Annotated in this window: 28 protein-coding genes; 12 read left to right on the forward strand and 16 right to left on the reverse strand. The window is 69.0% G+C overall.

The features are described 5' to 3' along the window. Positions 1–88: 88 nt before the first annotated feature. From OG381_RS37160 to OG381_RS37185, 6 genes are all read right to left on the reverse strand, one after another. Positions 89–280 (reverse strand): hypothetical protein, encoded by a 192-nt coding sequence (locus tag OG381_RS37160; RefSeq protein ID WP_057608355.1) that lies wholly within the window; start codon positions 278–280, stop codon positions 89–91. Continuing rightward, positions 277–1,872 (reverse strand): hypothetical protein, encoded by a 1,596-nt coding sequence (locus OG381_RS37165; protein ID WP_327720357.1) that lies wholly within the window; start codon positions 1,870–1,872, stop codon positions 277–279. The genes OG381_RS37160 and OG381_RS37165 overlap by 4 nt, the downstream gene beginning before the upstream one ends. Then, positions 1,869–2,510, reverse strand: coding sequence for a WhiB family transcriptional regulator (locus tag OG381_RS37170; RefSeq protein WP_327720358.1), 642 nt, complete (start codon positions 2,508–2,510; stop codon positions 1,869–1,871). Before OG381_RS37170 ends, OG381_RS37165 begins: the two co-directional genes overlap by 4 nt. Before the next feature lie 158 nt (positions 2,511–2,668). After that, on the reverse strand, positions 2,669–3,385 hold the full coding sequence (locus OG381_RS37175) for a zinc finger domain-containing protein (RefSeq protein WP_327720359.1): 717 nt from the start codon (positions 3,383–3,385) through the stop codon (positions 2,669–2,671). Between the two features lie 2 nt (positions 3,386–3,387). Next, entirely contained in the window at positions 3,388–4,284 is an 897-nt protein-coding gene (locus OG381_RS37180) for a helix-turn-helix domain-containing protein (RefSeq protein WP_327720360.1), read from the reverse strand. Further along, complete coding sequence (locus tag OG381_RS37185; protein ID WP_327720361.1) at positions 4,281–4,427, reverse strand: hypothetical protein; 147 nt, start codon at positions 4,425–4,427, stop codon at positions 4,281–4,283. The genes OG381_RS37180 and OG381_RS37185 overlap by 4 nt, the downstream gene beginning before the upstream one ends. 746 nt (positions 4,428–5,173) lie before the next feature. On the opposite strand from OG381_RS37185, the gene OG381_RS37190 reads away from it, so the two are divergent. From OG381_RS37190 to OG381_RS37205, 4 genes are all read left to right on the forward strand, one after another. Then, a complete protein-coding gene (locus OG381_RS37190) occupies positions 5,174–5,605 on the forward strand; it encodes an XRE family transcriptional regulator (RefSeq protein ID WP_327720362.1) in 432 nt (143 codons plus the stop codon). A gap of 70 nt (positions 5,606–5,675) precedes the next feature. Next, complete coding sequence (locus OG381_RS37195) at positions 5,676–6,152, forward strand: hypothetical protein (protein ID WP_327720363.1); 477 nt, start codon at positions 5,676–5,678, stop codon at positions 6,150–6,152. After that, positions 6,149–7,357, forward strand: coding sequence for an MAB_1171c family putative transporter (locus OG381_RS37200; RefSeq protein ID WP_327720364.1), 1,209 nt, complete (start codon positions 6,149–6,151; stop codon positions 7,355–7,357). The genes OG381_RS37195 and OG381_RS37200 overlap by 4 nt, the downstream gene beginning before the upstream one ends. Beyond that, a complete protein-coding gene (locus OG381_RS37205; protein ID WP_327720365.1) occupies positions 7,354–8,802 on the forward strand; it encodes an amidase family protein in 1,449 nt (482 codons plus the stop codon). Before OG381_RS37200 ends, OG381_RS37205 begins: the two co-directional genes overlap by 4 nt. Positions 8,803–8,863: 61 nt before the next feature. Here the strand turns inward: OG381_RS37205 and OG381_RS37210 are convergent, their stop codons facing one another. Further along, a complete protein-coding gene (locus tag OG381_RS37210; protein ID WP_327720367.1) occupies positions 8,864–9,295 on the reverse strand; it encodes a GNAT family N-acetyltransferase in 432 nt (143 codons plus the stop codon). A gap of 245 nt (positions 9,296–9,540) precedes the next feature. Here OG381_RS37210 and OG381_RS37215 point away from each other — a divergent pair, with 245 nt between their 5' ends. After that, positions 9,541–10,002, forward strand: a complete 462-nt coding sequence (locus OG381_RS37215; RefSeq protein ID WP_327720368.1) for an ATP-binding protein — start codon at positions 9,541–9,543, stop codon at positions 10,000–10,002. A gap of 421 nt (positions 10,003–10,423) precedes the next feature. On the opposite strand, the gene OG381_RS37220 is transcribed toward OG381_RS37215, so the two are convergent. Continuing rightward, positions 10,424–10,990 carry a DUF6233 domain-containing protein gene (locus tag OG381_RS37220; protein ID WP_443061962.1) on the reverse strand — a complete coding sequence of 189 codons (567 nt, stop codon included), beginning with the start codon at positions 10,988–10,990 and terminating at the stop codon, positions 10,424–10,426. A gap of 117 nt (positions 10,991–11,107) precedes the next feature. Between OG381_RS37220 and OG381_RS37225 the strand changes: the two genes are divergently transcribed. The 3 genes from OG381_RS37225 (at position 11,108) to OG381_RS37235 (ending at position 13,874) form a co-directional block, all read left to right on the forward strand. Further along, positions 11,108–11,332: a hypothetical protein gene (locus OG381_RS37225; protein ID WP_327720369.1), complete on the forward strand. Its 225-nt coding sequence runs from the start codon at positions 11,108–11,110 to the stop codon at positions 11,330–11,332. Positions 11,333–11,737: 405 nt separating this feature from the next. Next, on the forward strand, positions 11,738–12,178 hold the full coding sequence (locus OG381_RS37230; RefSeq protein ID WP_327720370.1) for a hypothetical protein: 441 nt from the start codon (positions 11,738–11,740) through the stop codon (positions 12,176–12,178). 1,300 nt (positions 12,179–13,478) lie between these two features. Next, entirely contained in the window at positions 13,479–13,874 is a 396-nt protein-coding gene (locus OG381_RS37235; protein WP_327720371.1) for an ATP-binding protein, read from the forward strand. A 364-nt stretch (positions 13,875–14,238) separates the two neighbouring features. Here the strand turns inward: OG381_RS37235 and OG381_RS37240 are convergent, their stop codons facing one another. The 6 genes from OG381_RS37240 to OG381_RS37265 form a co-directional block, all read right to left on the reverse strand. Beyond that, positions 14,239–14,922: a GAF and ANTAR domain-containing protein gene (locus OG381_RS37240; RefSeq protein ID WP_327720372.1), complete on the reverse strand. Its 684-nt coding sequence runs from the start codon at positions 14,920–14,922 to the stop codon at positions 14,239–14,241. 62 nt (positions 14,923–14,984) lie between these two features. Next, positions 14,985–15,446 carry an ATP-binding protein gene (locus OG381_RS37245; protein WP_327720373.1) on the reverse strand — a complete coding sequence of 154 codons (462 nt, stop codon included), beginning with the start codon at positions 15,444–15,446 and terminating at the stop codon, positions 14,985–14,987. A gap of 104 nt (positions 15,447–15,550) precedes the next feature. Next, positions 15,551–16,357: a class I SAM-dependent methyltransferase gene (locus OG381_RS37250; protein WP_327720374.1), complete on the reverse strand. Its 807-nt coding sequence runs from the start codon at positions 16,355–16,357 to the stop codon at positions 15,551–15,553. 31 nt (positions 16,358–16,388) lie between these two features. After that, positions 16,389–17,291, reverse strand: a complete 903-nt coding sequence (locus OG381_RS37255) for an NUDIX domain-containing protein (RefSeq protein WP_327720375.1) — start codon at positions 17,289–17,291, stop codon at positions 16,389–16,391. Then, positions 17,284–18,195, reverse strand: a complete 912-nt coding sequence (locus OG381_RS37260) for a phosphotransferase enzyme family protein (protein ID WP_327720376.1) — start codon at positions 18,193–18,195, stop codon at positions 17,284–17,286. Before OG381_RS37260 ends, OG381_RS37255 begins: the two co-directional genes overlap by 8 nt. Next, positions 18,192–19,343, reverse strand: a complete 1,152-nt coding sequence (locus OG381_RS37265) for an NUDIX hydrolase (protein ID WP_327720377.1) — start codon at positions 19,341–19,343, stop codon at positions 18,192–18,194. The genes OG381_RS37260 and OG381_RS37265 overlap by 4 nt, the downstream gene beginning before the upstream one ends. A 231-nt stretch (positions 19,344–19,574) precedes the next feature. Here OG381_RS37265 and OG381_RS37270 point away from each other — a divergent pair, with 231 nt between their 5' ends. The 4 genes from OG381_RS37270 to OG381_RS37285 all read left to right on the forward strand — a co-directional run bounded on the left by OG381_RS37270 (position 19,575) and on the right by OG381_RS37285 (position 24,717). Further along, positions 19,575–20,603 carry a tyrosine-type recombinase/integrase gene (locus tag OG381_RS37270; RefSeq protein WP_327722644.1) on the forward strand — a complete coding sequence of 343 codons (1,029 nt, stop codon included), beginning with the start codon at positions 19,575–19,577 and terminating at the stop codon, positions 20,601–20,603. After that, a complete protein-coding gene (locus tag OG381_RS37275) occupies positions 20,600–20,926 on the forward strand; it encodes a helix-turn-helix domain-containing protein (protein WP_327720378.1) in 327 nt (108 codons plus the stop codon). The genes OG381_RS37270 and OG381_RS37275 overlap by 4 nt, the downstream gene beginning before the upstream one ends. A gap of 1,235 nt (positions 20,927–22,161) precedes the next feature. Continuing rightward, positions 22,162–23,226, forward strand: coding sequence for a hypothetical protein (locus OG381_RS37280; protein ID WP_327720379.1), 1,065 nt, complete (start codon positions 22,162–22,164; stop codon positions 23,224–23,226). 183 nt (positions 23,227–23,409) lie between these two features. Further along, complete coding sequence (locus OG381_RS37285; protein ID WP_327720380.1) at positions 23,410–24,717, forward strand: MFS transporter; 1,308 nt, start codon at positions 23,410–23,412, stop codon at positions 24,715–24,717. A gap of 61 nt (positions 24,718–24,778) precedes the next feature. On the opposite strand, the gene OG381_RS37290 is transcribed toward OG381_RS37285, so the two are convergent. Then, positions 24,779–25,087 carry an NUDIX domain-containing protein gene (locus OG381_RS37290; RefSeq protein ID WP_327720381.1) on the reverse strand — a complete coding sequence of 103 codons (309 nt, stop codon included), beginning with the start codon at positions 25,085–25,087 and terminating at the stop codon, positions 24,779–24,781. Between the two features lie 218 nt (positions 25,088–25,305). Next, positions 25,306–26,487, reverse strand: coding sequence for an IS4 family transposase (locus OG381_RS37295; protein ID WP_327720382.1), 1,182 nt, complete (start codon positions 26,485–26,487; stop codon positions 25,306–25,308). Positions 26,488–26,697 lie beyond the last annotated feature (210 nt).

Consider the following 26,697-nt stretch of genomic DNA (forward strand, 5'->3'; position numbering starts at 1 on the left):
CACGGCGTACCTCCTAAGCGGGGCGGTGGCCCGGCGTGGAACCGGGCCACCTTTATGGGAACGGGCTTTGAGCTGGGGTTTTTCCGGTTCAGCCGCACTCGGGGCAGCGCCCGACGTGGCTGTTGAGCGCGCGGGCCATTCGCTGTTTCGCCGAGGCAGCTTGCTTCGCACTGGACTTCGCCGCCGGCCTGCCCGCGTGCCGCTCAGAGTGAGCGAGCATGAATCCGATCTCTCGCTCGTACTCCGCGCGGACGGTGTCGAACTGGTGGCAGGTCTTCATCGGGCGGTGCTCCTCGTCGTCGTGATGTCCTCGTTCCGCAGCTCCTGGAGGACGAGGCCGAGTCGGTCGTTCCCGACACCAGTCAGGCCCTGGCGGCGGATGATTTCGCGCAGCTGCACCCGGGTGATCGCTCCATTGCCGTCCCGTTCGAGCAGGGCGGGAACATGGGGGCGTACCTCGTGGACAAGCTGGAGCTCGGTCTCGCCCAGCTCGCGTGCCGGGCGCTCCGTCTGCGGAGTGCGGGACCGGGCACGCTTGTCCTTGTTCTTCGTCCGGGACTTCCCGGCCGGCTTCCGACGGAGTGGGACCTTGTGTCCTCGGTCCTGGGTGGTCTCGGTCCCGGACTCGGTGGCTGTCGGTCCTCGGTCCTCGGTGCTCTCGGTCCCCGACTTCGCGAGGCTCGGTCCCCGATGAGAATCTGGGTCCTGAGCTGCTACTTCTCGCGCGTTGCGGTCGGTCCTCGTGGCCGCTGTGTCCCGCGCTGTGGCTTCTGGATCGGCGGGACCGGTCCCCGGGACCGCGCCGTCTTCAGGGGGCTTGGTCCCCGCGGTCGTTCCCGTTTCGTCACCCTTGGTCCCCGCGCCGACCTCGGCTTCAGAGTCCGCCTCCTCGGGAACCGGTCCCCGAGGAGTCCTCGGTCCTCGGCCCGGGACCGGCTCGTGGGAACCGTCGGGACCGGGGACGGGGACCGGCACATTCGATGTCGGCTGTGCGGGGACCGTGGCCGCCGATGCGCTGCTGTGCGCCAGGGACCAGGGGGAGGGGAGCGGGACCGTGGCGAGCGCGAGCGCGTGTCGCCGGGCGGCGAGCTGGTCGAGCAGCTGTGCCCGCTGGAGGGGGTCGGTGCCGACCGAGGCCCTGCCGACCGCCTTCGACAGGCGTCGCGTCAGCCGCCGGCCTCGCCGGTTCTGCTGCTGCTCGGGTGTGCGCTCGGCGAGGCGGGCGGCGAGGGTGACCGCACGGGCGGTGGCTCGGTCCCGGGTGATCTGCGCGGCGTCGCGGTCTCGCGCGGCGATGCCCAGGCGGGACAGCAGCCTTTCGCGTGCCTCGCGGCCCAGGACGGCGATCAGTCCTTTTGAGGCAGCGCCGGGTGTGCGCAGGCGCAGTTCGATGCCCATGGCCAGGTGCCACAGCATCGCCGCCATGACTGGTCCGACGAAGGCGCGGACCGTGCCGCCGATGGGGCCGCTCTCTGCGTAGGCGGGGATCACCTGCACCGTGGTGATCACCCAGACCAGCGTGCCCGGCAGGCCGGGGGCGCCCTGGACGGCGAGGTTCTGCCGTGCCATCAGCGCGGTGGCGAACAGGGCGAGTTCGGCGGCGGCGAACATGCCGGCGCGCTCGGCGGCGCCGGCCATGTCGAGGTAGTCGGCGGCGAACCGCCACGAGGTGTCGGCGCTGTAGGCGGTGCAGCCGAGGGCTGCGACGGCGGCAACCTTGACCGCCGGGCCGCCGAGACGTTTCTGCGAGCGAGATCCCCGGCGCCGGATGGTCCAGGCGGTCAGCACGAGCGCGAGGGTGGCGGGCACGACGGCGGCGAGGAGAAGAGGGAGGTCCGAAGTAGCACCGAAGGCGAGGACGGGGTGGGTCATGCTGCCTTTCCGAGAAGGGCGTGCGTCGGGGGCGACGCTGCCGGGCGGCCTGCCGGCTGCTGCGTGCCGGGAGCTGCGGGCGCGGGGGTGCCCTTGGCCTTGGAGGTCTTCTTCCGCTTCTTCTTGAGGCGGGGCACGCCGTAATTACGGTCGCGGTCGAGGACCTTGTTGGCGGCTTGCCGGAGCAGGTCTCGGGCGTGCTTGTGGCTGATCTGCAGGGCGGCGGCGAGCCGGTCGGGCTGCCAGCCCCGGACGTAGGCGTGGTCGATGACGACCTGCCGCTCGGCCTCGGTCAGGTGCACGTCGCGTCCCTGGAAGAAGGCGGTCACGCGCCGGTAGTCCAGGCGCTGGTGCAGTCCGTCGTGCAGCGGGCGCCGCTCGGCTTCGGTGAGGCCGCCCCAGACGCCCTCCTTGAGGACGTTCTCCAGGGCGAAATCCAGGCACTCGCGGCGTACGGGGCACCAGCCGCACAGCTCCTTCGCCTCTGCGATCTCCTCGTGGTCCCGGGGCCCGGGGAAGAACACGGCGTCGGCGTCTTCGACGTCCATGCCGTGGCACGCTGCGCGGGTGTGCCAGCTGGTGTCTGCGATGCCGCGCAGGCCGGTGGCCGGCGCGTCGTGGGTGGTGATGTGGCGCAAGGCGGGTCTCCGATGTGCTGCCGCGGCGGCCGGCTAGGGCGGTGCTCGGCGGGTGCGGCGTCGGGTGCCGGCTGCGGCGCGGGGCGTGCGTCGCAGCCGGTGCGGGCGGTGTCGGGTGGCGGTGCAGCGGACGGGGGTGCACGCGCCGGGTGCGCCGGTCAGGCCAGGGCGGGCTGCTGGGCCTGCTCGGCGTGTTGGGCCTGCTGGGCGGTGGCGAGATCGAGGCGGCCGGGGTGCGGGGTGGCGCGCGGGGCGGTTCCGCGGGCTCCGCCGTCGGGGCCGATCCTTCGGCGGCGGCATGGTTCGCCGGGCTGGGCCAGGCACCACTCGCACCGCACGCTCAGGGCCTCGGGCATTCCCTGCGCGACAGCGGCCTCACGGGCTGCGCGGGCGGGTCGGTAGGGCGCGAGGGCTGCTCGGGCGGCGGGCGGTATGCAGGAGCCGATCTCCCGCAGCCGCGCCTCCAGCTTCGGGTCGACTCCGTCGCGACCGCTGGTGATTGCTCGGGCCTGCGCGGGCTGGGCGGTGCCAGCGGCGACGGCGCGGCGGGTGCCGGCCAGCTCTGCGGTCCAGGCGGCCTGATCGTCTGGGTCGACGGACGGCGTGGGATCGGAGTGCCTCGCCAGGCGGTCGCGCCGGTAGCTCTCCCAGGGGCGGGCCACGTCCGCGGGCAGGATCTGGTACGGCGAGGTGCGGATGTGCTGGCGGGCAGCGACGCGGACGTCCCAGCCGTACGGGGTGGCCATCGGCACGTCGCCCAGCAGCTCGTGCCACTGGGCGAGCTGGTCGCGCGCCTCGCCTTGGTCGGTGCGGATGGTGCGGGGGTCGAGTCGGCCGATGTAGGCCAGCAGGGCTGCGATTTCGCGGCGATCCACGGTCAGCCCTCCGTTCCGGTCGGCTCGTCGAGGGCGGCAAGCAGGGCGGCGGTGTGGGCCTCCGTCCGCGTCATGCCCCCCGGTACGGCGGTGTTCTTGCCGGGCACGGCGTAGAGGTTCGGTCGGCTGGGAGCGTGCTCCCGGGCGACCCAGGAGCGCCAGTCGGCAGCCCAGGCTTCCGCCGCCCTCGGAGCATGGCCCGCCCGGTGTGCACGCCACTTCGTGTCGGCAGCCCGCAGGCCCTGCTCGCCGAGGCGATCGAGGTGTCCCTGCTGGCGGGCCCAGGTGTGGGTGGCGGAGTCGACCTGCCACTCGGCAGCCGGGAGGACGGCAGCACCACTACTGCTGTACCTCCGGTTCAAATCAGGTTCACTACGGTTCTGTGTGCCGGTAGCCGGTACATCGCTGTGCCGGTGGCCGGTACGTCGCTGCGCCGGTTTCCGCCTCGACCTGCCGGTTTCCGGTACTGCCGGATTCCGGACCCTCGCGGGGGATTCCGGCACCTCACGCGGGCGGATTCCGTACCGCCGCAGAGCCGAGAGCCGAAGCTTCGCAGGGCCCGCGGGCTCGTCTGCTGCTGTATCGCTGTCTTCCTGCTCCTGCTGCTCGCGCTGGGCCTCGGCGACCACTTCGGCGGCGAGAGGCATCCGGTAGACCGTGCTGCGCTGCGGGCCTACGAGGTCATCGAGCTGTTCCAGCTCGCCGGCCAGGAGCAGGCGCTCGACGGCTTCGCGCACCGTGGAGACCGAGGCACGGGTGCGCTTGGCCAGGCTGGACAGCGAGGCCCAGGAGATGCACTGCTCGTCGGCCACCCGGTCAGCGATCGACAGCAGGACCAGGCGCGCGGCCCCTCGGCTGGAGCTGTGCTCCCACACCCACTCGCGGGCTTCGCTGCTCATCGGCCGCTCCAGACGAGCGGGCGGGTCCGGCTGCTCGCCGGGGCCAGGGTGGTGCGGTCCGGCTCGGGGCGCTGAGGCGCCGAGGCGATGGTGGCTGCCGCGCAGGCCAGGCGGAAGCGCCTTTTGCGCAGGGCAGGAGGCATGCGATACTCCCCTTTGCAGTGTTGCCACGCTGACGCGCCCCTCGGAAGGACTCAGCGTGGTGATGGTGGGCAATCTCCGCCCTTGCCGGGGCGGGTATGCCGCTTAGTGTTCGGCGTCCGCGAGTTACCGCTCTCGGGCGCCGTCGCTAATTGCGGACCTTCGCGGTCCGGTCCGTGCTCGCGGTCTCCTCACGTTCGTCGCCGCAGGCGGGCTGCCCGGGGACGACGAACATACGCACGGACCGGTGTCAAGATCCAGACTTGGTTCTTAAACTCTGTACTGGTTGCAGAGAGTCGCCGAACGGTCGTGTGCCGCAGCCGTCCGCACAGGGCCTGGCGGGGTCCGTCCTCGCGTCGAAGCGCACCGTTGCCGCGGTTGCCCCGTACGCCGAGAGCGTGCCATTGTGTCCGAATTGGAGCGGGAATCCGGTATTCCCTGCAGCGGAAATGCGATGTGGATGAGGTGTTTCCACGGTCGCCTCCGCGCTTTCCGATCGAAGATCAAATACGGCCTGCCAGACGTGACTTATGTCGCTGGGTGAATGTGGCTTGTGCCACGTCGCCCGGCGTACTCCTGTCGGCAGAAACGGACAGGTCGCCCTGAAACAGGCGGTACGCGCCACACGGAAACGTGCTGGTGGGGAAGAACTTTCCATACGTGTGATCGGCGCGTCAAACTGGTGTTTATGGCGAGGTAGGGTGGCTGAAGTTGCGAGGAAGCCCGCCCTGGAAAGGATCATGAAAGAGTGACCGAAGGTCAGGTGAGCCCCAAGGGGCTCATGGATCGCCTAAACCGCCTGTTCGACACTGTGCACCCGCCCGATCGCGGCCCTTACAGCAACGCTGAAGTGGCCGAACTGATGGAGAAGCGAGGGCTGGGCAAGCTGTCGGGGCAGTACCTGTGGCTCTTGCGGACCGGGCAGCGCGATAACCCGACGAAGCGTCATCTCGAAGCGCTCGCAGGGTTCTTCGGCGTGGATCCCGCCTATTGGTTCGACGATGCTGTCGCCGAAAAGACCGTGCAGGAACTTGAGTTGCTCGCGCTGCTTCGCGATGCGAAGATCAAGAACGTTCTTCTTCGCCTATCCGACGTCTCTGCAGACGGAAAGGATGCCGTCCTGGGGATCGTTGAGAGCGTACGAAAATCCGAGGGGTTGCCGCCCTCAACTGGCGCGTAAACGGCTGCAGTTCAGTAAATGATCAAGGAAAGCAATGTGGTCTGCACGTAGGCTGCGCCGGCCTGACCTCTTGGCCGAGCTGAAGCTCCCGCACGTCACCAATATTCGCGACCTCAGCGACGAGATCTCTCGCCGCACGGGACGGACGGTGGTCCTAGAGCCCCGGGAGCAGGCGCCCTCAGTATGCGGGGCATGTGCCGTTACAGAGAGTGCCGTCCACGTTTTTTACGACCCGTGGACCAGCGTCCTGCACCAGGACCACATCATCGCCCACGAGTTCAGCCACCTACTGCTCGGCCACCACGAGAACCGACCGGTCTCCGCGCTGGCTCCGGCCTTCATCACCAGCGTGGACCCGGCCACCGTGCAGATGATGTTGGGGCGCACCAAGTACGACGAGGACGAGGAGCGAGACACCGAACTCCTAGCATCGCTGCTCCAGCGCCGGATCATCGACCGGTGGTTGCGCAGCGACGAGTCCTCCGGGGACGAAGTGCAGGATCGGGTGACGCACACGCTGCTGCGCCGACGGGAGGCCCGGCCGTGAAGGACCTGCTCCACCCGATCAGCCTCGTCGTCGCGACGCTCGGCTTCCTCTGCCTCCTGCGGGACGTGCCCACCCGGCGCCGCGACCCCGCCTCCGCCGCGCTGGCCGCTGTCTTCCTGCTGTCAGGGCTCTCGTTCCTGTTCTCCATCACGCCGATGTGGAACTACCTCGACCGCGTGCTCGGCACCGTCAACATCTCCGTGCCCCTCGCGCAGGGCTGCGTGGTCGCGCTCCTGGCCTGCCAACAGGTGGTCCTCACCTACTGGGGATCCCCGCCCGAGGTAGCCCGCCGGCGCAGTCGCCGCTGGCTCTGGGCCGGCTTCGCGGTGATCGCCGGGCTGCTGGTGCTGTTCGCCCTGCTGACGCCCAACGCGCCGCACCCGATCGACTTCACGCTCTACTACGCGCACGACGACTGGTACGCCGCGTACCTCACCCTGTACGTCACGGCCTACACCATCGGCGAAGTCTTTCTCGCCCGCGCCTGCTGGCGCCTGGCCCGCCGCAGCATTCGCGGGTCCGTCCGCGTCGGCCTGCGCATCGTCGCCCTCGGCGCGACCGTCACCCTCGGATACAGCGCCGTCCGCATCGGCAACGTGATCGCCGGCGCCTTCGACACCTCCCTCGCGGAATGGGAGGGCTTTGCCTGGACCTGCGGCGATGTCGGCGCCATGCTCACGCTGATCGGCTGGCTCGTGCCCACCATCAGCGACCAGGCCCAGAGCGTCCGGTACCGCATCAAGCAGTACCGCAGCTACTACGGCCTGCGCCCCCTATGGCTGGCCTTCTACAGCGAGGCACCCGAGATCGAACTGCCGATCGACAGGGTCGACCCGGCCCAGCGGCGCCGCTTCCGTCGCATCTCGATCCGGCTCTACCGCCGAGCCGTCGAGATCCGGGACGGCCGGTTCGTGATTCGCCAGTACCTCGACGCCGCCGTCCGCGAGGCCAGCGAAGCCCGTCACCGGGCCCGAGGGCTTCACGGAAAGGATCTGTCCGCGGCCGTCACGGCGGACCAGATCCTCGCCGGAATCGCTGCCAGGGCCGCCGGCGCCCGCCCGGAGCCCGACCAGCTCACCGAGTTCGCCGACTTCGAACGCCAGACCACCAGGCCCATGGACGACATCGACGCCCTCCTTGACGTCGCGCGCCACCTGCCCCGCCAGCCCGCACGGGCCCCCCACCTTGAGCGAGTCTCCGCATGACGAACGACCTCACCCACCAGCCCGCCCACGTCCAGCTCCGGGCCCTGGACCGCGGCGAGATCTCCAGCCGCGAACTGCTCGACCTACACCTCGCCCAGATAGACGCCAGCCAGATCAACGCCGTTGTCACGCGCGACGACAGCGTGGCCCGAGCCGCCGCGCACGCAGCCGACGAACGCCGCGCCCGCAGCGAGAGCACCGGCGTCCTCAACGGCCTTCCCCTCACGGTCAAGGACAGCTTCGAGACGGCCGGCCTGCGCACCACCAGCGGCGCCGAAGACCTCGCCGACCACGTCCCCACACGCGACGCCGACGCGGTCGCCCGGCTCCGCCACCAAGGTGCCGTCATCATGGGCAAGACCAACACCCCGGCGTACTGCCAGGACCTGCACACCGACAACGTCCTGTTCGGCCCCACGCTCAACCCGCACGACCCCAAGCGCACCACCGGCGGCTCTTCCGGAGGCCCCGCCGCAGCAGTCGCCGCCCACCTGACCCCCGCTGACCTCGGCAGCGACCTCGCCGGCTCCCTGCGGCTCCCCGCCCACTACTGCGGCGTCTACGGCCTGCGCCCCACCCACGGACTCATCCCAGCCCGCGGCCACATCCCCCGCCCGCCGGGATGGATCAGCAGCAGCGACATGGTCACCCCCGGCCCCCTGGCCCGCGATCCCCGCGACCTCGACCTGCTCCTCGCCGCACTGACGACGCCGTCACTCGACGAAAACAACCCCTGGAGCGTCACGCTGCCCACGGCGCAGCGCCAGATCGGCCAGCTCCGCGTGGCGGTGTGGGCCGACGACGCGAGCTGCCCCGTCGACCGCAACATCGCCGATGCTGTCGCCGCCCTCGAAGGGACACTCGCCTCCGTCGGCGCCAGTGTCCACCGCACTGCGGGGCCGGTCGGCTTCGCCGAATCCCTCCGCCTCTTCGAGCAGCTCCTCCACGCCACCACGACGGCCGCCACCGACGATGCCGCCGGCGAGGCCGAACTCGCCGCCGCCCGTGACCTGCACACGGACGACGCGAGCCCACGGGCCGCCATCCTCCGCCACCGCACGCAGACACACCGCGCCTGGCTCCGCGCCAACGAGGAGCGCCTCCGGCTCCAGCAGACGTGGCACCGGTTCTTCGCCGACGGTCAGTACGACGTCCTCATTACGCCCGCCGCTCCCACCGCGGCGATCCCGGCCGGGAGCCGTTCTCTCACGGTCGACGGCGTCGAACGGAGCTTCTTCGACCAGACCGGCTGGGCCAACCTCACCAGCCACGTCGGTCTGCCCAGCCTGGTCATGCCTATTGCGCACGGCGCTGACGGCCTCCCGATCGGTGTGCAGCTCGTAGGACCGGCCTATTCGGACCGGACCCTGCTCGTGATGGCCGAGCACCTGGCGCCCCTGCTCGGAGGGACGGCCGAGGGCGTCATCACACCATGGAGCGGATGACCTCTACGTCACCGGTGGCGCATGTCGTTTGGTGCCGGCGCGAGGCAGTGCCGCCGGAAGGTCACTTCAGTTCCATGAGGATGTCGGCGCGTGCGTAATAGTCGGCCACCGGGAGACAGTCGCGGGTGATCCTGACGAACCCCGCGTCCTCGTAGAGGTGAATGGCTGGAGCCAGCTTGGTGTTCGTCCCGAGGAACAGCCGGGCCGCACCGAGTGCCTGGGCGCGGTCGATCGCTGCGGCTATGAGTTGGCGGCCGATGCCGCGTCCTTGCGCGGCGGGGGCCACGGCCATCTTCGCCAGCTCGAACACGGCGTCCGGGTAAGCCAGAAGTGCGATGCACCCGACTGCGGTGTCGCTGCCCGGCTCGCGGGCCACGAGCATGTCGCCGCCCGGGCCCATGATGCGGCCGAACGGGTGCGGGGCGCGGTCGGGGAGCCGGTGACCGCGCCCACGATCGCGTCCTCGGTATGCCGCACCTTGTACTTCAACCACCCACGCGACGCCTGATACGGGCTGTCCAGTGTGAGCGACGTTCCGCCGTTGGGCGGCCCTGAGTCACCGGGTGGGGCGCCCACCTGTGTGGACGGCGGGGATACGTGCGGGTTGCAGGGCCCGTCAGGCGGTTCCGCAGCGGAGGATTTCGGCCCGCGTCGGACGTGGTGTGTGGTGCGGTTTCGGGGGTATTCGAGAGGCCTTAGCCGTGTTGCTCAGGACGAGGGTGGCGGTGTGGTCCAGTGGTGCCCGAAAACGACGATCTGCCACTGGCCAGCCGCCCGATCCTGTCGGCTCTGGCCTTCGCCGGCAGTGAGCCGGTGGCTGAGGCCCGGGATGCTGCCCGTGGCTTCCTGAGCGAGGTGCAGGCCGTGCACGGAGTCCCGGTGTCGGACCGTGCGATGGGCATGGTGCAGCTGGTGGTCAGCGAGCTGGTGACGAACGCGCACAAGTACGCGCCCGGCCCGTGCCTGCTGGATCTGGAGATCAGTGACGGTGCCGTGGAGGTCAGCGTGTGGGACACCGATCCGACGCTGCCGGTGGCCCAGAGCCCTGATCCGGGCCGGGTCGGGCAGCATGGCCTGGAAATCGTGATCGGCGTGTGCTGCAGCTTCGAGATGCGGCGCGAGCCGGTGGGCAAGCGCATCATGGCCGCCATCGTGCTGGCCGACGATCCCGGCGGGAACCCGGCAGGCCGCCTGATGTGACGCTGCAAGGTGTCGTGCCGGGGTGCTGCCGTGGGACAGTGTCCGAGCCGCGATCGTGGTGAAACCGGGGCGGCGATGGTCCGGGTGAACGTCCTGCTGTTCGAACCGCGCTCGGTTCTGCTGCGCGGCAACATCTCCTGCGCCAACTCTTGCGTCTTCTCCTGCACCATCTCTTGCGACCTCTCTTGCGCGAGCCTCGCCGACGCCGCCGCATCCGTGCAGGTCACCCCTAGCGTACGGGCGTGGTCGGGCTGCTGACATCCCCGTTGCGACCCCCTTTCGCCCATGCCCTGGCTGGAGTTGAGGGAGTGGGAGGGCGGGATGGGCGGCGCGGACGCTGCCGGGGATCGGGGCGCGCTCGCGGGTGTTGCGCGCCGGGCGGGCCGCCGCGCCAAGGCCGCCGACGGTGCGGCGGCCGGGGTCAGGAGTCGTCGGGGGCGGAGTCGGTGATGTGGTCGAAGCCGCGAATCATGGGGGTCAGCTCCTGCGCGGCTCCGCACAGCGTGCACAGCCGGGTGCCCGGGTGCTCTGCCGCGTCCAGGGCGCGGTCCACATCGAGCAGCGCCGCACCCTGTGGCGCTTCCTCGCAGTCCGGTGCGTGAAGGACGGAGTGGGCCGGGCCGCGTCCGTCGCGCACCTTGGCAAAGACCCACCCCGAAGGCCGGCGCTCCCCGAGGACCTCACGGACCGCCGACTGCGGCGTCTTCTCCAGGCGCTCGGTTGCGACCCGGTCGTAGTCGACGCCGTCGACGGGGCGCACGTGATCCGGGGCGCGCACCCACACCCGGTACTCGGCTGCCTCTACACCGCCGTCCTCGCGATCTCGGTACGACGGCAACCCCACGAGGTAGGCCCAACCTGTCTCTGTTTGCCGCCGCTTCCACAACCGCGCGACGACTTCCTGCAACTCGGTCCCGAGCAGGGGATCGGCGGGCAGCACGACCCGGACCGGCACAGGCTTGGGTTCGGCGTCGGAAGGCGGTGTCACCGCACCACCGTAGGCAGTGAGCCGGTCCTCCAGCGCGTCCGCGCGGGCAGCAGCTCGCCGCACAGGCCCGGTCGAGAGCACCGCCGCGACGCCTGCGGCCACTGTCAGGCCATCGGCATGCGGCTGATGGCGCTGGGCGTGGACTTCCACCAGTACCAGCGGTTCACCCAACTCACTCCGTCTGTGGGCTACTACGGCAATTCGCCGGAGCTCCGCTATTCGGTGGAGACCGGATACGCACCCAACCGGGAAGAGTTCGACTTCTGCCGCCAGTTCGTCATCACGGTGGCACTCCGCCTGACCGAGATCAATGCGCGCGCCGTACCCCCGTCGTGGAAATGACATCGGCCCGCGTGGCTGCGGTTGGTGCCGCGCCGGCGGACAAGGCGCCGGGGGAAGCTGAGGGACGGCGCCCGGGACGCCCGGCATGTCTTCGGCGACCTCGAAGTGAGCCGCGGAGATACCCTCACCCTCGAAGCCCGCTGAGTGACTGGTCCGAGGAACTGCGCCGCTGCTGAGCGAGGCGCCTGACGAGGCCCGGGCCCGCGCGGACGCGCGGGTAGCGTCTCGCTTCCCGGCGGCGCCATTCCCCGGCCGAGTGGCTGTCTGGCGTCTGCGCCGGGGACGATGGGGCGCGAGCTCGAAGAAAGGCCACAATTGTCAGTGACCCTCGATACCTTTGGGCTGATCGGGGCTTCCTGCGCCACTTCCGCAGTGACGCCGCTCAAGAGCTGTGGATGGTGAACGGTGAGCGAAGAGCAAGCTGCGGGTCACAGCCATGTCGTGCGTCCCGAACCTGTCAGGGACGTGTACCTGATGATGATCCTCGCGATGCTGGAAGAGGACTCGACTAACAAGTCGGCGCTGAGCGTGACTCTGCAAGTGGGGGGCGCCCTTGTGACTGGAGAGCTGATCAGCCACGGCAGGTGGCAAGACGAGTTCAGGGCATGGCTGGCGACCATTGGCGGTAGCTCCGACGTTCTCGCGACTGTGATCGACGCCGTCAATCGGGAGCTACAGGATCAGGATGAGGACGAGCTGATGCAGTTCCTGCACCTGAGGGACGCCAAGTTCATCACCAACTATGCAGGCAGCATGGAGGGGATCACACCGCAAGGACCTGAACGGCCGCTCTGGCGCACACGCATTGCTGAAGTCCAAGGATGGTCACTGGGGAGGCCCCAGTGACGGACACCCTTCGCATGCAATTGGCTGAGTATGACTGGGCCCTGGCCTTGGCGAGCGAGACGTATCGCGGAATGTCCTCTGACGAGCGCACGGTCCGCGCTGTCGCTGGGAAGCAACTCACCGAGCACCCTCCGAGTAACCGCACTGAGTCGACGTGTAACGGATGCGACGGGGCTCCATGGCCGTGCAGCATGGTCGAAGGCGCCATTGTCTACGTCGACCCCCACTACAACTGAGCCGCCGTAACATGCCAGTCGCGCGTGACCTCGACGGGCGAATGATCCTTCCCCATGCACGACTTGAGGCTCTCGACCGAATTGTGCGTTTGCGCTCACAAGCCATGGACGCCGGGGACCTCCCTTATCCGAACGACTGGCCGCTTCCTAGATGTATCGAGTGCCGGGGCGCGGTGGACCGGTGGGTGCGCAGTGGTGGCAACGGGTATCCCCTCACGTACTGGTTCGGTCCGTGTGGACACGGCTTCGTTGCCGAAGGGCCCTGAGCTGGTTGGCACCATCCATTGGGTGGCGCCCCCATCACCGGTGAGGTCCGCTGTCACGCGCTTGTTCCAGCTGACCGGTACGGACCTGTGCTGCTGGAGCGTGAGGCTGCCTGACGGAGCTCGAGTAGGCGGTTGGCGCAGTCGGCGCTGTGGGTGTGATACTTGCGGCGGCCGGTGCGCTGTCACCGGTGGGGCCGTGGCTACGGGCCCACAAGGCCCGCTTTCCCCCCGTGAGCGGGTCGTGCCCCACGGGGCCAGCAGGTGCACCCCCCCGTCGCCTGCCGGCCCCGTGGCCCCACGCCCGTTCTTGTCACGACTCAACCCCGGTCACCGGGCCTGGGCGGCAGTGCGGCCACGAGCGGACGACGGCACGGCTGACGTCAGGCTTGCGGTTCCGTGGCCTCGGACACTCGCTTGGCCACGTGACTTGATGCTGGGAGATGCGGCGCAGCACAGGGAAGGCGTCGTTGTCGTTGAGCTCGTTCCCTGAGGATGCCCCTGGCCTCACCGACGGCGTGCCGCGTGTCCATGGCGTGTTGCGGCCGGTCCATGGTGCGGGCACTGGTGTTGCCGCCGCTCCCACAGCCGCGCGACTACTTTGTGCTGCCCATGTCCTGGCACAGGGAGGGCGGGGGCAGCGGACCCGCACCGGCACAGGCGTGGCGGCGTCCCCGGAAGGCGTCGTCACTCTGTGACTGAATCTTGCGGATCCAGAGGACACGTGGCCGTCCGGGGGTGATGTTGCTTTTTGGGGGGCAGGCGCACGGGTGTTCGTCGTGGCGAGGCGCTGGAGGCGCTGTGGTGGATTCACCTGAGGAGGACTACGAGAGCCTGTCCGGTCACAGGCAGGAGACCCCGGAGCGGACGTGGAACATGACGCGTGGGTTCTTGTCCGTGGCCCTGCCCGAAGGCGGCGCTGAGGCGGAGGCGGTGCTGCTGGTAGTTGCAGAACTGGTCACCAACGCGGTGCGCCATGGCGGGGGTGTGGCGGGCTTCCAGCTGGCGGCCGGCCCCGGGACGGTCACGGTGTCGGTGAAGGACGCCAGTCCCGTTCCGCCGCAGCCCCGGCCCTTTGACGCGAGAGAACCGGGCGGGCTCGGCTGGCACTTGGTGCAGGAGCTGGCACTGGAAGTGCGCGTCGACATCGGCCCGGGCGGGAAGACGGTGTCCGCCGTTTTGCCCGTGCCTCGTTGACGGAGGTCACGCGAGCGGCCTGACCTGCACCTCACCAGTGTCGAGAACCACCTGTACGGCGTGACCGGCCTGAGTGAGGACCGCTGATAACGCCTGCCGCAGAGCGGCACGGATGCCCTCGTACTCTGAGTCGTGGCGTCCGGCAGGACCGAGGTCACTGCCGGGCACCCATCCCACCCTGATGGAGTCTGTATCCTGCCGCACCCGCGCAGCCCAGGGCTGTCCTTGTCGCCGGCTGATGCGACATCGAAGCCGGCGCGGGTCAGGGTCCGGCTGACATCAGCGAGCAGCGTGCCCTCAGCGTCAGCGGTCATGGCGAAAGCCTCCGTAGATCAGTGACGGCTTCAGACGCAGATACTGAAGGTCAACGCGGCCGGCGGGGGATCGTTTCGTTGTTGAGGATCGTGCGGGCGACGTCGCGGAGTTTGATGTTCAGGTCCTGTGAGGTTTTCTTCAGCACATCGAAGGCCGCCTGGTCGTCGTCGAGGTGGAAGCGTTCCATCACGATGCCGGTGGCCGTCCCGATCTCGTGGCGCGTCTGCAGGGCAGTGGTGAGCTGTTCCTCGGTGCGTGCGTAGGCGAAGGCGACCGCCGCGTGGGAGGCCAGCAGCCACCCGAGGTGTTCGCCGGCCTCGGTGAAGGCGCGGGGACGGAACGAGTACAGATTCAGCGCGCCCAGGGTCTCGTGGCGTGTGAAGAGCCTAAATCCCAGAGCGCTGCGGATACCCAGGGCGCGGGCCTGGGGCGCGTAGCGGGGCCAGCTGTCCACGCCGGTGGTGAGGTCGGGGATGCGCTGGACGGGCTGGTCGTCGGTGACCGCGTTGAAGCACGGGCCTTCGCCCAGCTCGCCCTGGATCCGGTCGCAGGAACGGACCACGTCCGCGCTGGCGGCCAGGGTCTGCACCTGGCCCCGGCGCAGGGTGAGGATGCCGGCGGCGTCGCACCCGTGGACGAGGTCCACCGCGTGGGCGGCGATCCGGTCCACGGTGGCCTGCAGCGAGTCCTGTTCGAGCAGGTCGCGGGCCATGGCGGCCAGCCGGTCGGCCATCGTCTCCCCTGTTGCGGGTGGGGAGGGACGCGGTACGCGGTCGATGGAAGTCGGTCGGGTGCTCAAGGCAGCTCGATCTCTGCCCGGACCCGTTTGCCCGCCGGGTGGGCGTCCACGGTGAGGCGGCTGACGGCCTGGACGATCCTCAGGCCCTGTCCGCCGATCCGCTGAGGATTGGGAGGCTGGGGAGCGGGCGGGTGGGGTGAGGTGTCCCAGACCGTGATCCGGGCCAGGCGGCCTGCAGCGGACCGGTCCAGTTCCAGGTGCAGGCCGCAGGGACCCGGCGCGTGCTGGCGGGCGTTGGTCACCAGCTCGCTGACGACCAGCTGCACCGTCTCGCAGGCGGAATCCATTGGACGGGCCAAGCCTGCGGATCCGGCTTCGTCAAGCAACGCGAGGGCTGCCTGGCGGGCTGCCGCGCTGGTTACCGCGCCGTCGTGCCAGATCAGGCGCCGAGGCAGCGGATCGCGGTCATCCGAGCGGTGGTGCCCATCCGACGCCTGCTTCATAAGCGGGATGGTCATGCGTGGTACCCCTTTTCGTGGATCAGAGCGCCACGTCCGGTACCTCATGTGCGCGCCCATGCCGCCGCGTCTACCCGCTCCGGCAGTCGGTAGGCCCGGCCCGTTCAGGATCGCCCCGACGCCGACGCCGACGCCGACGCCGACGCCGACGCCGACGCCGACGGCCGCGTGTGCCGCTGGCGCTCGGGTGCTGCGGGGTCGGCTGGAGACTCGCGCCGGCCGTGGGGCAGGCGCCGGGCGCGGATGAGCTGCTGGATGACCGTGGCGCTGTTGTCGGGGTGCGGTAGCAGGTCGATGGCCTCGACGCGGAAGCCGTACTCGATGAGCAGGTCCTCCCACAGCTGCGGTGCCAGGACCCACATCTGTGTCGGCAGGGGTGGGTCGTCGCGCAGCATGATCATCTGCTCGCGCGGGGCCACTTCCGTGAACGGACCGCGGCCGTGCAGGTCGGTGTGCAGGAGCGAGAGGATCAAGGGGGCGCCCGGACGCAGGCCGTCGCGCAGTGCCGGTAGCGAGCGGTGCGGGTCGATGAAGGCGAGCGTCCCGATCGCGTACGCGGCGTCGAACGGCTCGGCTCCGGCCAGGTACTCGGCCACGTCTGCTTGGACGAACTCCACGCCGTCAACGTCCGCGTGGGCGGAGACGGCGCGTTCATGCTGGGTCGGGGACAGCTCGATGCCGGTGACGCGGGCTCCGTGAGCCTGGACGAGGTGGACGGCGTGGTGGCCGGCTCCGGACCCGATGTCCAGGACCCGGCGGCCGGCGACGTCACCGAGGACTTCTGCACCCGGTCCGATCCCTTCCCAGGGCGTCCAGCCGAGCCGGTCGGGGATGGGCGGGGTGTAGGCGCGGGCCAGTTGGCGCTGGCCGTAGATCTGCCAGGCCCGGGTGTTGGTGTCCTCGGCGGGCACGGTTGCCTCCTGGGTGGGGGTGCTGGGGAGATCAGGTGTGCGTGATCAGGTAGGCGGGGCCCTCGCCGCGCCGGGCTCGTTCGAGGGCGTCGAGGCGGGCGAAGGCGCGCGGCGCCATCAGCTCCTGCCAGGTCGCGAGGTTGTGGACGGCCCACATGTCGTGCTCTGCGGGATCGAGTCGGATCCGGCCGAACTGGTCGGCGGTCAGCTGGCCTCCGTCGAAGATGAGCCCCACCTTGTTCAGTGGCAGGCGCGGCCCGGCGCGAAGGAAGTGCGTCAGGAGCAGCTTCGGCGTGTCCAGACCGAGTTCGAGGCCCGTCTCCTCGACCGCCTCTCGCCGTGCGGTCTGCAGCGGGTCTTCGCCTGGGACGTCCAGGTTGCCGCCCGGGAACTGCCAGAGTCTCGAGCCGTAGACCGAGCGGAGCTGGATCGGCCGGTCGTGTTCGTCGCGGATGTACAGGCAGCCGTACACCGTGTGGTGGGGGACGGTCTGCGCGTACTGCGTGGGCGTCATCGGCATGGGGCGGCCAGGCCGGGCAGGGCGGTGGTCGAAGGCGAGGGCGAGAACGCCGAGCGCTTCCTTGGCCGGCGGGTAGATGCTGCGGAGGTTGGCGAGCAGCTCTCCGGGCGGCCCGTCCGGGTCGATGCGCACGGTGTCCTCCGAGCTGAGCAGATCCTCGAAGGAGGGGTATGGGGTGATCCGCTGCACGATGACGTCGAGTTCCCGCCCGGTGTCCCGGTCGTGGAAGACGACCGTGTCGCCGACTGCGACGGCGCGCTTCTGCGAGGTGGCCACCCTCACTTCGATCGTCTTGCGGCCTGCTTGCACTTGGCGGTAGTACCGCCCGAGCAGGTGCATGTGGTGCTCTTGTGGTTCACCTCCGGTCGCCGGACTCGGGGCGGCTGGGATCGCCTGCTGGGTCTCGTCAGGCACGCGTGCCTCCGTTCGATGCGGTCCGTCCGTTGCGGCTTTGGGATCGCAGGCGCGCCAGGGTGCGGTAGCCGCGCTCCTGTGTTTCCGCGTCGGCTTGGGTGGCGCCGTACTGGATTCCAGAGAGGGCGTCGAGCGTGGAGTCGACGACGAAGCGTTCTTCTTCGGCTGGGGTAAGTGCGCGGCCGTAGCCGGACATGAAGGCGTCGTGGAGGCGCGGCTGTGTGGCCCAGGCGTCCGAGAGGCGGACCAGGTCGCGGATGGCCGGGCCGGGCTCGCTGCGTTCGAAGTCGATCACGGCGAGGCTGCCGTTGTCGTCCAGCAGCAGATTGCGCAGCTGGAAGTCCCCGTGTGTCGGCACGCGGTCCAGGGGCGGAACGTCTTCGGCGCGCGCCACGATCTGGCGGATGAACTCCTCGTCCCCCGGGTGCAGGTAGGGGCGGGCTGCTTCCAGGTGCCTCCCGACCTTCGCGAGAGCGGGCACTCCTTCATCCGCGGGGAGCGGTGCTGCGCTGCGGTGGATGGCCGCGGCCAGGGCGCCGATCTGGTGGAAGAGGAGCTGTTGCTGCTCGGGCGGGTGGTCGAGACCGTGCAGAGGATGGCCGGGCACCGCGGTGATGACGACGGCCCGCAACGCGCTGTCGGCGGTCACGAGGGTGGGAGTCGCTGGTCCGAGGCTCGGTACCCAGCTGCGGTACGCGCCCACCTCACGGTAGTGGAACCGCGTGTTCTGGTGGATCTTGACGTACCAGATTCCCGTTTGTGCTCCGTCGGCCCTCCATACCCGGCTGCTGTCGCGGGCCCAGGAGGCGTCCGTCCAGGTGACGATGCGCCCCACCACCTGCTCGGCGAGCTGTCGCACTTCCTCGGGCGGGAGGTCCGGGTGCGGGGACGCGGCCGTGCTCATGCCCAGCCCGTTTCGGAGTAGAGGCGGCCGGCGCGGATGCCCTCGATGGCCACCCGGGTGTAGGGGATAAGGTCGTCGGGGAGGGCGACCGGGTCCCAGAACTTCCACTGGGTGCACTTGTCCGGCTCGCGCAGTTCCGGCTCGCCGCTCCAGGTCCGGGCGCGGACGAACAGGCCCATGCGGGGCCGGTCCCCGGCGCGGTCGATGTGGTGGACGACGTGGACGAGTTCGACGTCCTGTCGCTCGATGTGCAGGCCGGCCTCCTCCTGTGCCTCCCTGAGCAGGCAGGTGATGGCGCTCTCCTGCTCGCAGTGGCCGGCTAGGACGTGCCAGGTGGACGGCGCGAACGCGGAGTCGGGGTGGCGCAGCCCGAGCAGCACCGTCCCGTCGGGCCGCTCCAGGTAGAGGTGGACGCCGATGACGTTGAGGACCGTGCCGTGCGGCGAAGCTGGGCGGCGCTCCTCGTGCGATGAGGGCCCGCTCTGCGGCGCGGTGCTGGCCGGGAGGCTGGCCGCGTGGCGCCGTACGAGGTCGCTGGTGATGTCTGCGATGCGCAGGCGGTGGAGGTCGTCGGGGGCGAACCAGGCCAGCATCACCCCTTCCGTCAGGCGAAGTTCGCGGGGATCACCGTTCCAGCGGCCGGCGTAGATGGCGATGGGCACGCTCCCGCCGGCGTCGTCGGAGGCGTACTCGGTGCCGAACGGGGTCAGGTCGGCGATGTCGAGGCCGGCTTCCTCGGCCAGTTCGCGCCGCACGGTGTGTTCCAGGGTGGCGTCCTGGGGCTCTCGGCCGCCGCCCAGCAGGGACCACATGCCCGGCTCCCAGATCCGGCCGGGGAAGTAGTCGCGCAGGTGGAGCAGGTACTCGCCGCGGTCGTTGTAGATCAGGGCGGAGGCATTGGCGGTCTGCGGTTCGGTCTCCGGCGTGAGCTTGAGCAGCTTCGCGCGCAGGGAGGGGGAGGTCACCCTGTCCACGGGCCGCCACTCGATGCCACCGACCTCTTCTTCCTGCAGCACCACCGGCGCCTCGGTCGCGGCGTGCAGGTGGAAGAGAAACCGGAGGTCGAAGTGCTGGTGGCCGGGTTCGCCTTTGCCCGGGTGGGCGTCGATGTCGTGGATGTCGATGTCGAAAAACGGGATGAGTTGCATTGGATGCAACAATCCGTCCGGCAGGGAGGACGTCATTCTGGCTGCTCCGGTGGGTCGACGAAAGGGGAGCGGTAGAAGCGGCACGGCATTGACCTGGGGTGCTGCGTATTGATTCAACAATGTTGCACCTGATACAACAGCGGCGTGAGTGCGACAGCGCCGGGTTCGGCCTCCCTTGTCCTCGCCCGGAACGTGGTTCATCTGGACCCGGCGGCCGCGGTGTTCAAGGCCATGCTCGATGGGTGGGCGAGGCAGCAGTCGGCTCGCCTTCTGAAGAGCTCGACGATCGACCCGCGGCGGCGGCTGATCGAGCGGTTCGAGGAGTTCACCGGGCTCTACCCGTGGCAATGGACGCCAGCGGAGGGCGAGGCATTCATCGCCGACTTGCGAGGTGGTCAGACGCCGATCCAGATGTCCACCGCCCGTGGCTACGAGGTCATCATCAGCCTCTTCGTCGAGTACCTGAGGGACAGTCGCTACGACTGGCTCAAGGTCTGCGAGGAGCGGTTCGGCGAGGTGCCTCAAGAGGTCTTCCACGAAGGCAACTCGGTGATGCACACGGTCGAGTACGAGGGAGACCCTCGGCGCCGACCGCTGACATACGACGAGGTCCAGGCCCTGTTCGACGCCGCTGACGCCCTGCCGTCCAAGATCCGCGGGCAGGGACGCAAGGGCGCTCTGACAGCGATGCGGGACGCGGCCGTCATCAAAACCGTCTACGCCTTCGGCATACGGCGAACCGAAGCGTCGCGTCTGGACCTCGTAGACCTGCGGCGCAACAGACAAGCGCCGGACTTCGGGAACTTCGGCTCGATGATGGTGCGCTTTGGCAAGTCGTCGAAGGGCGCTCCGCCGAAGCGGCGGATGGTCCTGACTGTCCCGGAAATGGACTGGGTGGTCGAGGTCCTGAAGCACTGGCAGGCCGAGATACGCCCACATCTGGTCCCGGGACGCCACCCGGCACTGTGGGTCACCGAGCGCGCGGGGCGTCTGTCGCCTCGGTCGATCAACTCCGCCTTCACCGCCGCGCGCGAGGCGGCCGGACTGGATCCGGATCTGGATCTGCACTGCCTTCGCCACAGCTACATCACCCATCTCACTGAGTTCGGATATCCGGCGCGATTCGTCCAAGAGCAGGTCGGGCACTCTCACGCATCCACGACGGCGATCTATATGGGAGTGTCGAACGAGTACCGCAACAATCTGCTGGAGGCGGCGTTGAAGAACCGGCTGGGCGACGTCTGGGACGTGACCGCGTGATCAAGAAGATGGGATACCACTGGCAGCTGCGTCAGCTGATGGCCGCACGCGGCATGTTCCAGACCACCGACCTGGTTCCCTTGCTTGCCGAACGCGGCATCCAGCTCTCGCGCGAACAGGTCTACCGCCTGGTCACCCAGGCCCCGCAGCGCATGAGCATGGACACCCTGGTGGCCCTCTGCGACATCCTCGACTGCACGCCCAACGACCTCATCAAGCCCGAAGTCGTCAACGTTCAGGTCCGCAAGACCGCGGGCGGTGACTCCGACGTCGCCCCGCCCGCGCAACCGCGCCGGACGGTCGTCCGCCGCCCGGGCACGTGAGTGCTCCAGTGAGCCGGCCCAGCCGGGCCAACACGCGAGTGCGTCGCCACCAGGCCGAACTGGCAAGCTGCAGAGCCGACTTGGTACGACACGTCCAGACCGTTGCCGGATCACAAATCACCTCCAGTGACGCTCAGCGCATCCTGGAGGCAGCCAACGCCTGGGAGCCTCGGCCCGCCCGAGCTCTGGCCGCCCACCTGGCCGAGCACCCTGACGCGCTCACCGCACCGATATCGCACAGCCCGGCAGCTCTTCCCAGGCTCCTGCTGGAACTGGCCGCGGCAGGGTTCGCCGTCACGAGGCTCGCCTGCGCACGCTGCGGACGCACCGACGACCCGTTGCCTCGCAACTCGCCCGTCGGGCGTCTCTGTAACTGGTGCGTCGAACGTGACCGCCTTCAGCAGTGCACCCGATGCGAACGTCAAACTCGCATCCATAGCCGTACGGCAGACGGCCCGGTTTGCCGCTCCTGCTTTCAGAAGGACCCCGTCAACCACCGTCAGTGCGACCGCTGCCAGCGACTTCGCCCCACCAGCCGGCGTCCGGACGGCACGAACCTCTGTTCCTCCTGCAGTCCTCGACCCAAACGCTCCTGCATCCACTGCGGCACCGTCGCCCGCGCCAGCACCATCACAGACGCTGGCCCGATCTGCCCCCGCTGCTACGAGCGGCCGACGCGCCCATGCGGCATCTGCGGACAGACCACGACCATCAAGATCCGCGCCACGGACACGAGCCCGGACATCTGCGAGCCGTGCTCGCGCCAGCGCATCGCGGTCTGTGAGGCGTGCGGCCATCAACGCCGAGGTGCTGTTCGCAGAGGCGGCACCTTCCTCTGTCACAGCTGCCAGCCACGGACGCCTCGGACTTGCGCTGACTGCGAGAAGTCCAAGCCTGTGACCGCGACCTACCCGGTCGGCGTCCTCTGCAGCACCTGCTACCACCACCGCCGGCGCAACCCCCGAACCTGCGTCGAATGCGGCAACACCCGCATAGCCGCGGGACGCACCTCGGAGGGCGGGGACCTCTGCGGCCCCTGCAGTGGACGCCCTGACCTGCATACGACCTGCAGACAATGTGACTACCCCGGAGACATCTATGCCAACGGCCGATGTACCCGCTGTGCTATCACCGATCGAGTCACCCAACTCCTCGCAGGAGCCGATGGCACGATCGCCCCACCGTTCCAACCCCTTGCCGATGCACTCACCCAAGCGGAGAAGCCCTGGTCGGTCATGAGCTGGCTGCGGACCAGCGCCGCGGCTGGACTCCTCGACGAACTCACCACGGAGCACACCGAGATCAGTCATGGGCTCCTCGATCGGCTGCCTCAGAGCACGGTCACCCGCAACGTCCGGCACCACCTCGTCATGACCGGAGCCCTTCCCGAACGCCACGAGACCTTCGCCCGGCTCGAACTGTGGGCAAGAGCCACCCTCGACGCCCTGCCCCCACACCAGTCCCGGATCGTCAGTCCCTTCGCAGAATGGCACGTCATCAGAGACGCACGCCGCCGAGCGGAACGCGGACGCTACACCCCAGGCGCCGCCACCGCAGACCGCGGCAACATCCGAGCCGCCATCCTCCTGCTGAACTGGCTCGACCAGCACCAGCTCACACTCCCGGACCTGCGCCAGGAGGACCTGGATCTGTGGCTTGCGCAGAACTCCACCCGACGAAATGCCGTCCACTCCTTCGTCCGCTGGCTCACGAAGCGAAGACTGACCCGGCCGCTCGAGGCGCAGCTCGTTCGTAAGGGGTTCCCTGCGAATTTCCAGACGGACGACGAGCATGAGCAACAGCTGCGGAGATGCCTTACCGACGAGGCTCTGCCCCGAGAACTCCGCATCGTGGGAGCCCTGATCCGTCTCTACGCGCTTCCCATCTCGCGCATCAAGGGGCTCACTACTTCCCAGTTCCACCAGAACGACGCGGGTGCCTTCCTCACCATCGATCGCCACCCCGTGCTGCTGCCGCCGACGCTGGCCCGGCTCATCAAAGCCCACATAGCCAGCCCGCAGGCCAGCTCGATGCTCAAGCCCCGTGCGTCTTCCGGGCCCGACTACCTTCTCCCTGGTCGACACGCAGGTCGGCCCCTGAGCGCCAGTTACCTCATCAAACGGCTGCGGAACCACGATCTGCCCACCCTTGCGGCACGCAACACGGCGATGATCACCGCCATCACCGAGCTGCCGCCGATCGTGGTCAGCGACCTGTTCGGGCTTTCGGCCTCCACGACCTTCCAGTGGGCCAAATTCGCCCAACAGAACTGGACCGACTACCTCGCGCTCCAGGAGTAGTGCAGCCATCACGTCCCTTGTGACCTTTAGCGGTAGTTGACCAGGTGTGTTCAAAGACATTTAGCCAGTTTGCTCAGAATTGGCCACCGCAGCTCGACGTCATTGCGGAGTTGCGCTGAAGCAGCCGCGGCGTTCCACCTCCTCTCGTGGGTAGCGTTGCCACGACTCAAGGAGGGGATGGCCATGGCTTCGAAGCAGAGCCGTTGGGGTGTGCTGGTGAAGCGGGATTTCCGCCTGCTTTGGATCGGCGAGACAACGAGTGGCCTGGGAAACGGCATCACCACGGTCGCTCTGCCTCTCGTGGCCGTCCTCGCATTGGGAGCAGACGCCCTGGATGTTGGCCTGCTCGCCGCGGCCGTATGGCTTCCCTGGCTGATCGTCGGGTTACCGGCTGGCGCCTGGGTCGACCGGCTATCCAGACGCCCCATCATGATCGTCTGCAATCTCGTGTCCGCGGCAATGTACGCGAGTGTGCCGGTCGCGGCCTGGCTCGACCAACTCACGCTCGCCCACCTCTATATCGCGGCACTGACATGTGGCACCTCGGCCGTGTTCTTCAACACCGCATCCCACGCATTCGTGCCCACCGTCCTCGGCGGCCAGGACCTCGCGGATGGAAACGCCAAGCTGCAAGTCAGCGAGGCTGCGACACGCGTGCTGGGGCGCAGTGTGGCTGGCTTCGTCGCCCAGGCCCTTGGTGCGGCGACGGGGCTGCTCATGGACGCTCTCACCTTCCTCGTCTCCACGGCCTGCCTGCTCAGGCTCAGAACGCATGAGGACAGGCCCGTACGCCAGGAGAAAGGGGCCAGCCTGATCCGAGAGATCGGCGTCGGCCTGCGCTTCCTCGCTCACGATCCCTACCTGCGCCCCATAGTGATCTATGGAGCCACCCTCAATCTCCTGCTCATGGGCTACCAGGCCGTGCAGGTCATCTTTCTCGTTCGGACGGTAGGCGTAGGCGCCAGCGCCGTGGGCGTGCTGGTGATGTGCGCAAGCCTTGGCGGGACACTGGGCGCCGTGATCGCAACGCGTCTGTGCCGTCGCTGGGGAACGGGACGGACGATGATGATCACGCAGGCGCTCGCCTGCCCGTTTGCGCTGCTGTTGCCACTCACCACGGCCGGCGCCGGCTTGTTGCTGTTCAGCGCAGGAGCCTTCGTGCTCGGCGTAGGCGTTGGAGTGGGCAACGTCGTCGTGGGCACCTTTCGCCAGAACTACTGTCCGCCAGATATTCTCGGCCGCGTCGCTTCCGCCTCCATGGCCACCAACCAGGGCACTATCGCCATCGGCTCTGCATTGGGCGGCCTTCTGGGCTCGGCCATTGGCATTCGTCCCACGATGTGGGTGATGACGGTACCCCTGGCCGCCTCCTGGCTGCTCCTTGCGTTGAGCCCCGCAGGCAAGGTGCGCGAACTGCCGCTCACCGTTGCTGCAGGCCGTCCTGGCCGGACAGGTGATACAGCTCCGCTGCCGGAGGTAGCCGGAGGATAGCCCGACGGCCGCTTCCCTCACTTGCCCGCGGAAGTCGGAGAGGATTTGAGAGTCGATCACGTCACCTCGCCCCCGAATACTGCAGGGTTGGAACACTGCCTCTTCCCCAGTCCGGCACGGCCTCGTAGCCGGGCCACGGTGCCACGGCCTGGGGCGGGATCCCGGTCTCCTCGTGCAGCTCCCGCAGCGCTGCTGCTGCCAGGGACTCGTCGACGGGCTCGGTGTGTCCGCCGGGGGCGAGGACCTTCCCGCTCGCCAGGTGCAGCACGTGCAGGACGCGGCCGAGCGGGTCGACGACGATCGCGCCGCAGGTGACGTGCCCGGTGAAGGTGGAGCGGCTGGCGATGTCGGCGGGCCGGTCTAGGGCCAATGCCGTTGCGTTACGGGTTTGCGGGTTGGGGTCGTTGAATGGTGATGGCCCGGGTGCCGGTTCGGGTGGGCTGGGGCCAGGTGTGGTGTCCGGCCCGTTTGAGCCGGTAGTTGGACATCTTGCGTTTGACGACGCGGGGCTGGCTGCGCAGGCGCCTGATCGGCAGGAGTCGTTCCAGCAGGTCGTGCTGGAGCAGGACGAGGGTTCTGACCAGGAGGTCAGGGGGAAAAGCTGCCCGGCGTGACGGTCACACTGCGCCGGGCGGAGCGCAGGGTCTCGGTGAAGGAGATCCGGTCGGGGTCCAGGCACCGGGTCGCGGCCGTTCTCACCATCAGCTCGCGCAGGGCTCGGTGGACCAGGAGGTGTGCCCAGATCTGCTGCAGGACGCCGTCGGGGGTCTTGCTGCTGAGGACGACGTGGGCTCCGCGTTGATGGGTCTTGATCTCGGCGAAGACGGTCTCCACTTCCCAGCGCTCCTGGTAGAGCGCGGCCAGCTGGCGGGCGGGATAGCGGCGGGCGTCGAGCAGGCTGGTCACCAGCCGGTAGCCCTCGGCGGCATGGCCGGTGCCGTCCAGCTGGTAGGCCATCACCCGCACGGTGACCGGGTCTGTGTGGGCGGGATCGGTGTGGGCGTGGATGCGGGAGAGCCAGGATCCGTCCCGCAACTGCCGGTCGACGGGCAGGATCCGGTTGGCGGGCACCCGCCACAGCAGCTGGGCGCCGGTGGCGGTGAAGGACCGCCACAACGGCACACCGAGGAACTCGCGGTCGGCCAGGACCAGTTGGCCAGGGCCGCACGAACGAGGCAGACGGCCCACCAGGGTCACTTCCCCGGTCCGGCAGCCGGCCAGCTCGGCGTCCAGTACAAGGTGTGTGCCGACCTCCACCAGGCAGGCCATCCGCACCTGGGGAAACGAGCTCTTGTCGCTGCCGCGGCTGTTTCCGGGGCGGGCGAAGGCCGCCTCATTGGCCGGGCTGTCGGCGACGTCCCAGCAGGTCCCGTCCACCGCCAGCAGCCGCAGCCCGTGCCAGAAGGAGCCCGGGGTGGCTTCGGTACCCATCGGTTTCGCGGTCGTCGTGAACAGCACCCGCAGCGGCTCCGGGCCCAGCCGCTGCCGGGCCCTGAACAGCGACGACTTCGCCGGGACATGCCAGGCGCCCAGCAGTCCCAGGCCCCGCAGCCCCTCGACCAGATGCCGCATCACTTCCAGGTACGGAGCCGGCGAGAACAACGCCAGCCCCAACACGAAATACACCACCAGCCGGGCCGGAAGCAGGCGCTTGCGTTGCTCCGCACGACCGCACGCAGCCACCACCCGATCCACCAGACCTGGCGGATACACCCAGGTCAGCAGACCTAAACCCGATAACTCAGAGACACTTGCAGCCACCCGAACCACCCCCGGGACACTGCACAGCAGCGTACGCCCGCAAGCTAACGCAACGGCATTGGGTCTAGGGCGTCCAGGAGGCCGCCGAGCTGCTCGCGCTCGTGAGGGTGGCGAGCGAGGTAGGTCTCGACGGTGGTGCGGATGTGGTCGTGCGACAACGGCATGGGGCTACCTCAGAGGTGCGTGGAGCGGGACGAGTCGAGGCGGGGTGGTCGTTCG

Origin of the sequence: Streptomyces sp. NBC_00490 (assembly GCF_036013645.1) — a bacterium.
In the GTDB taxonomy this organism is placed as follows: Bacteria; Actinomycetota; Actinomycetes; order Streptomycetales; family Streptomycetaceae; genus Streptomyces; species Streptomyces canus_F.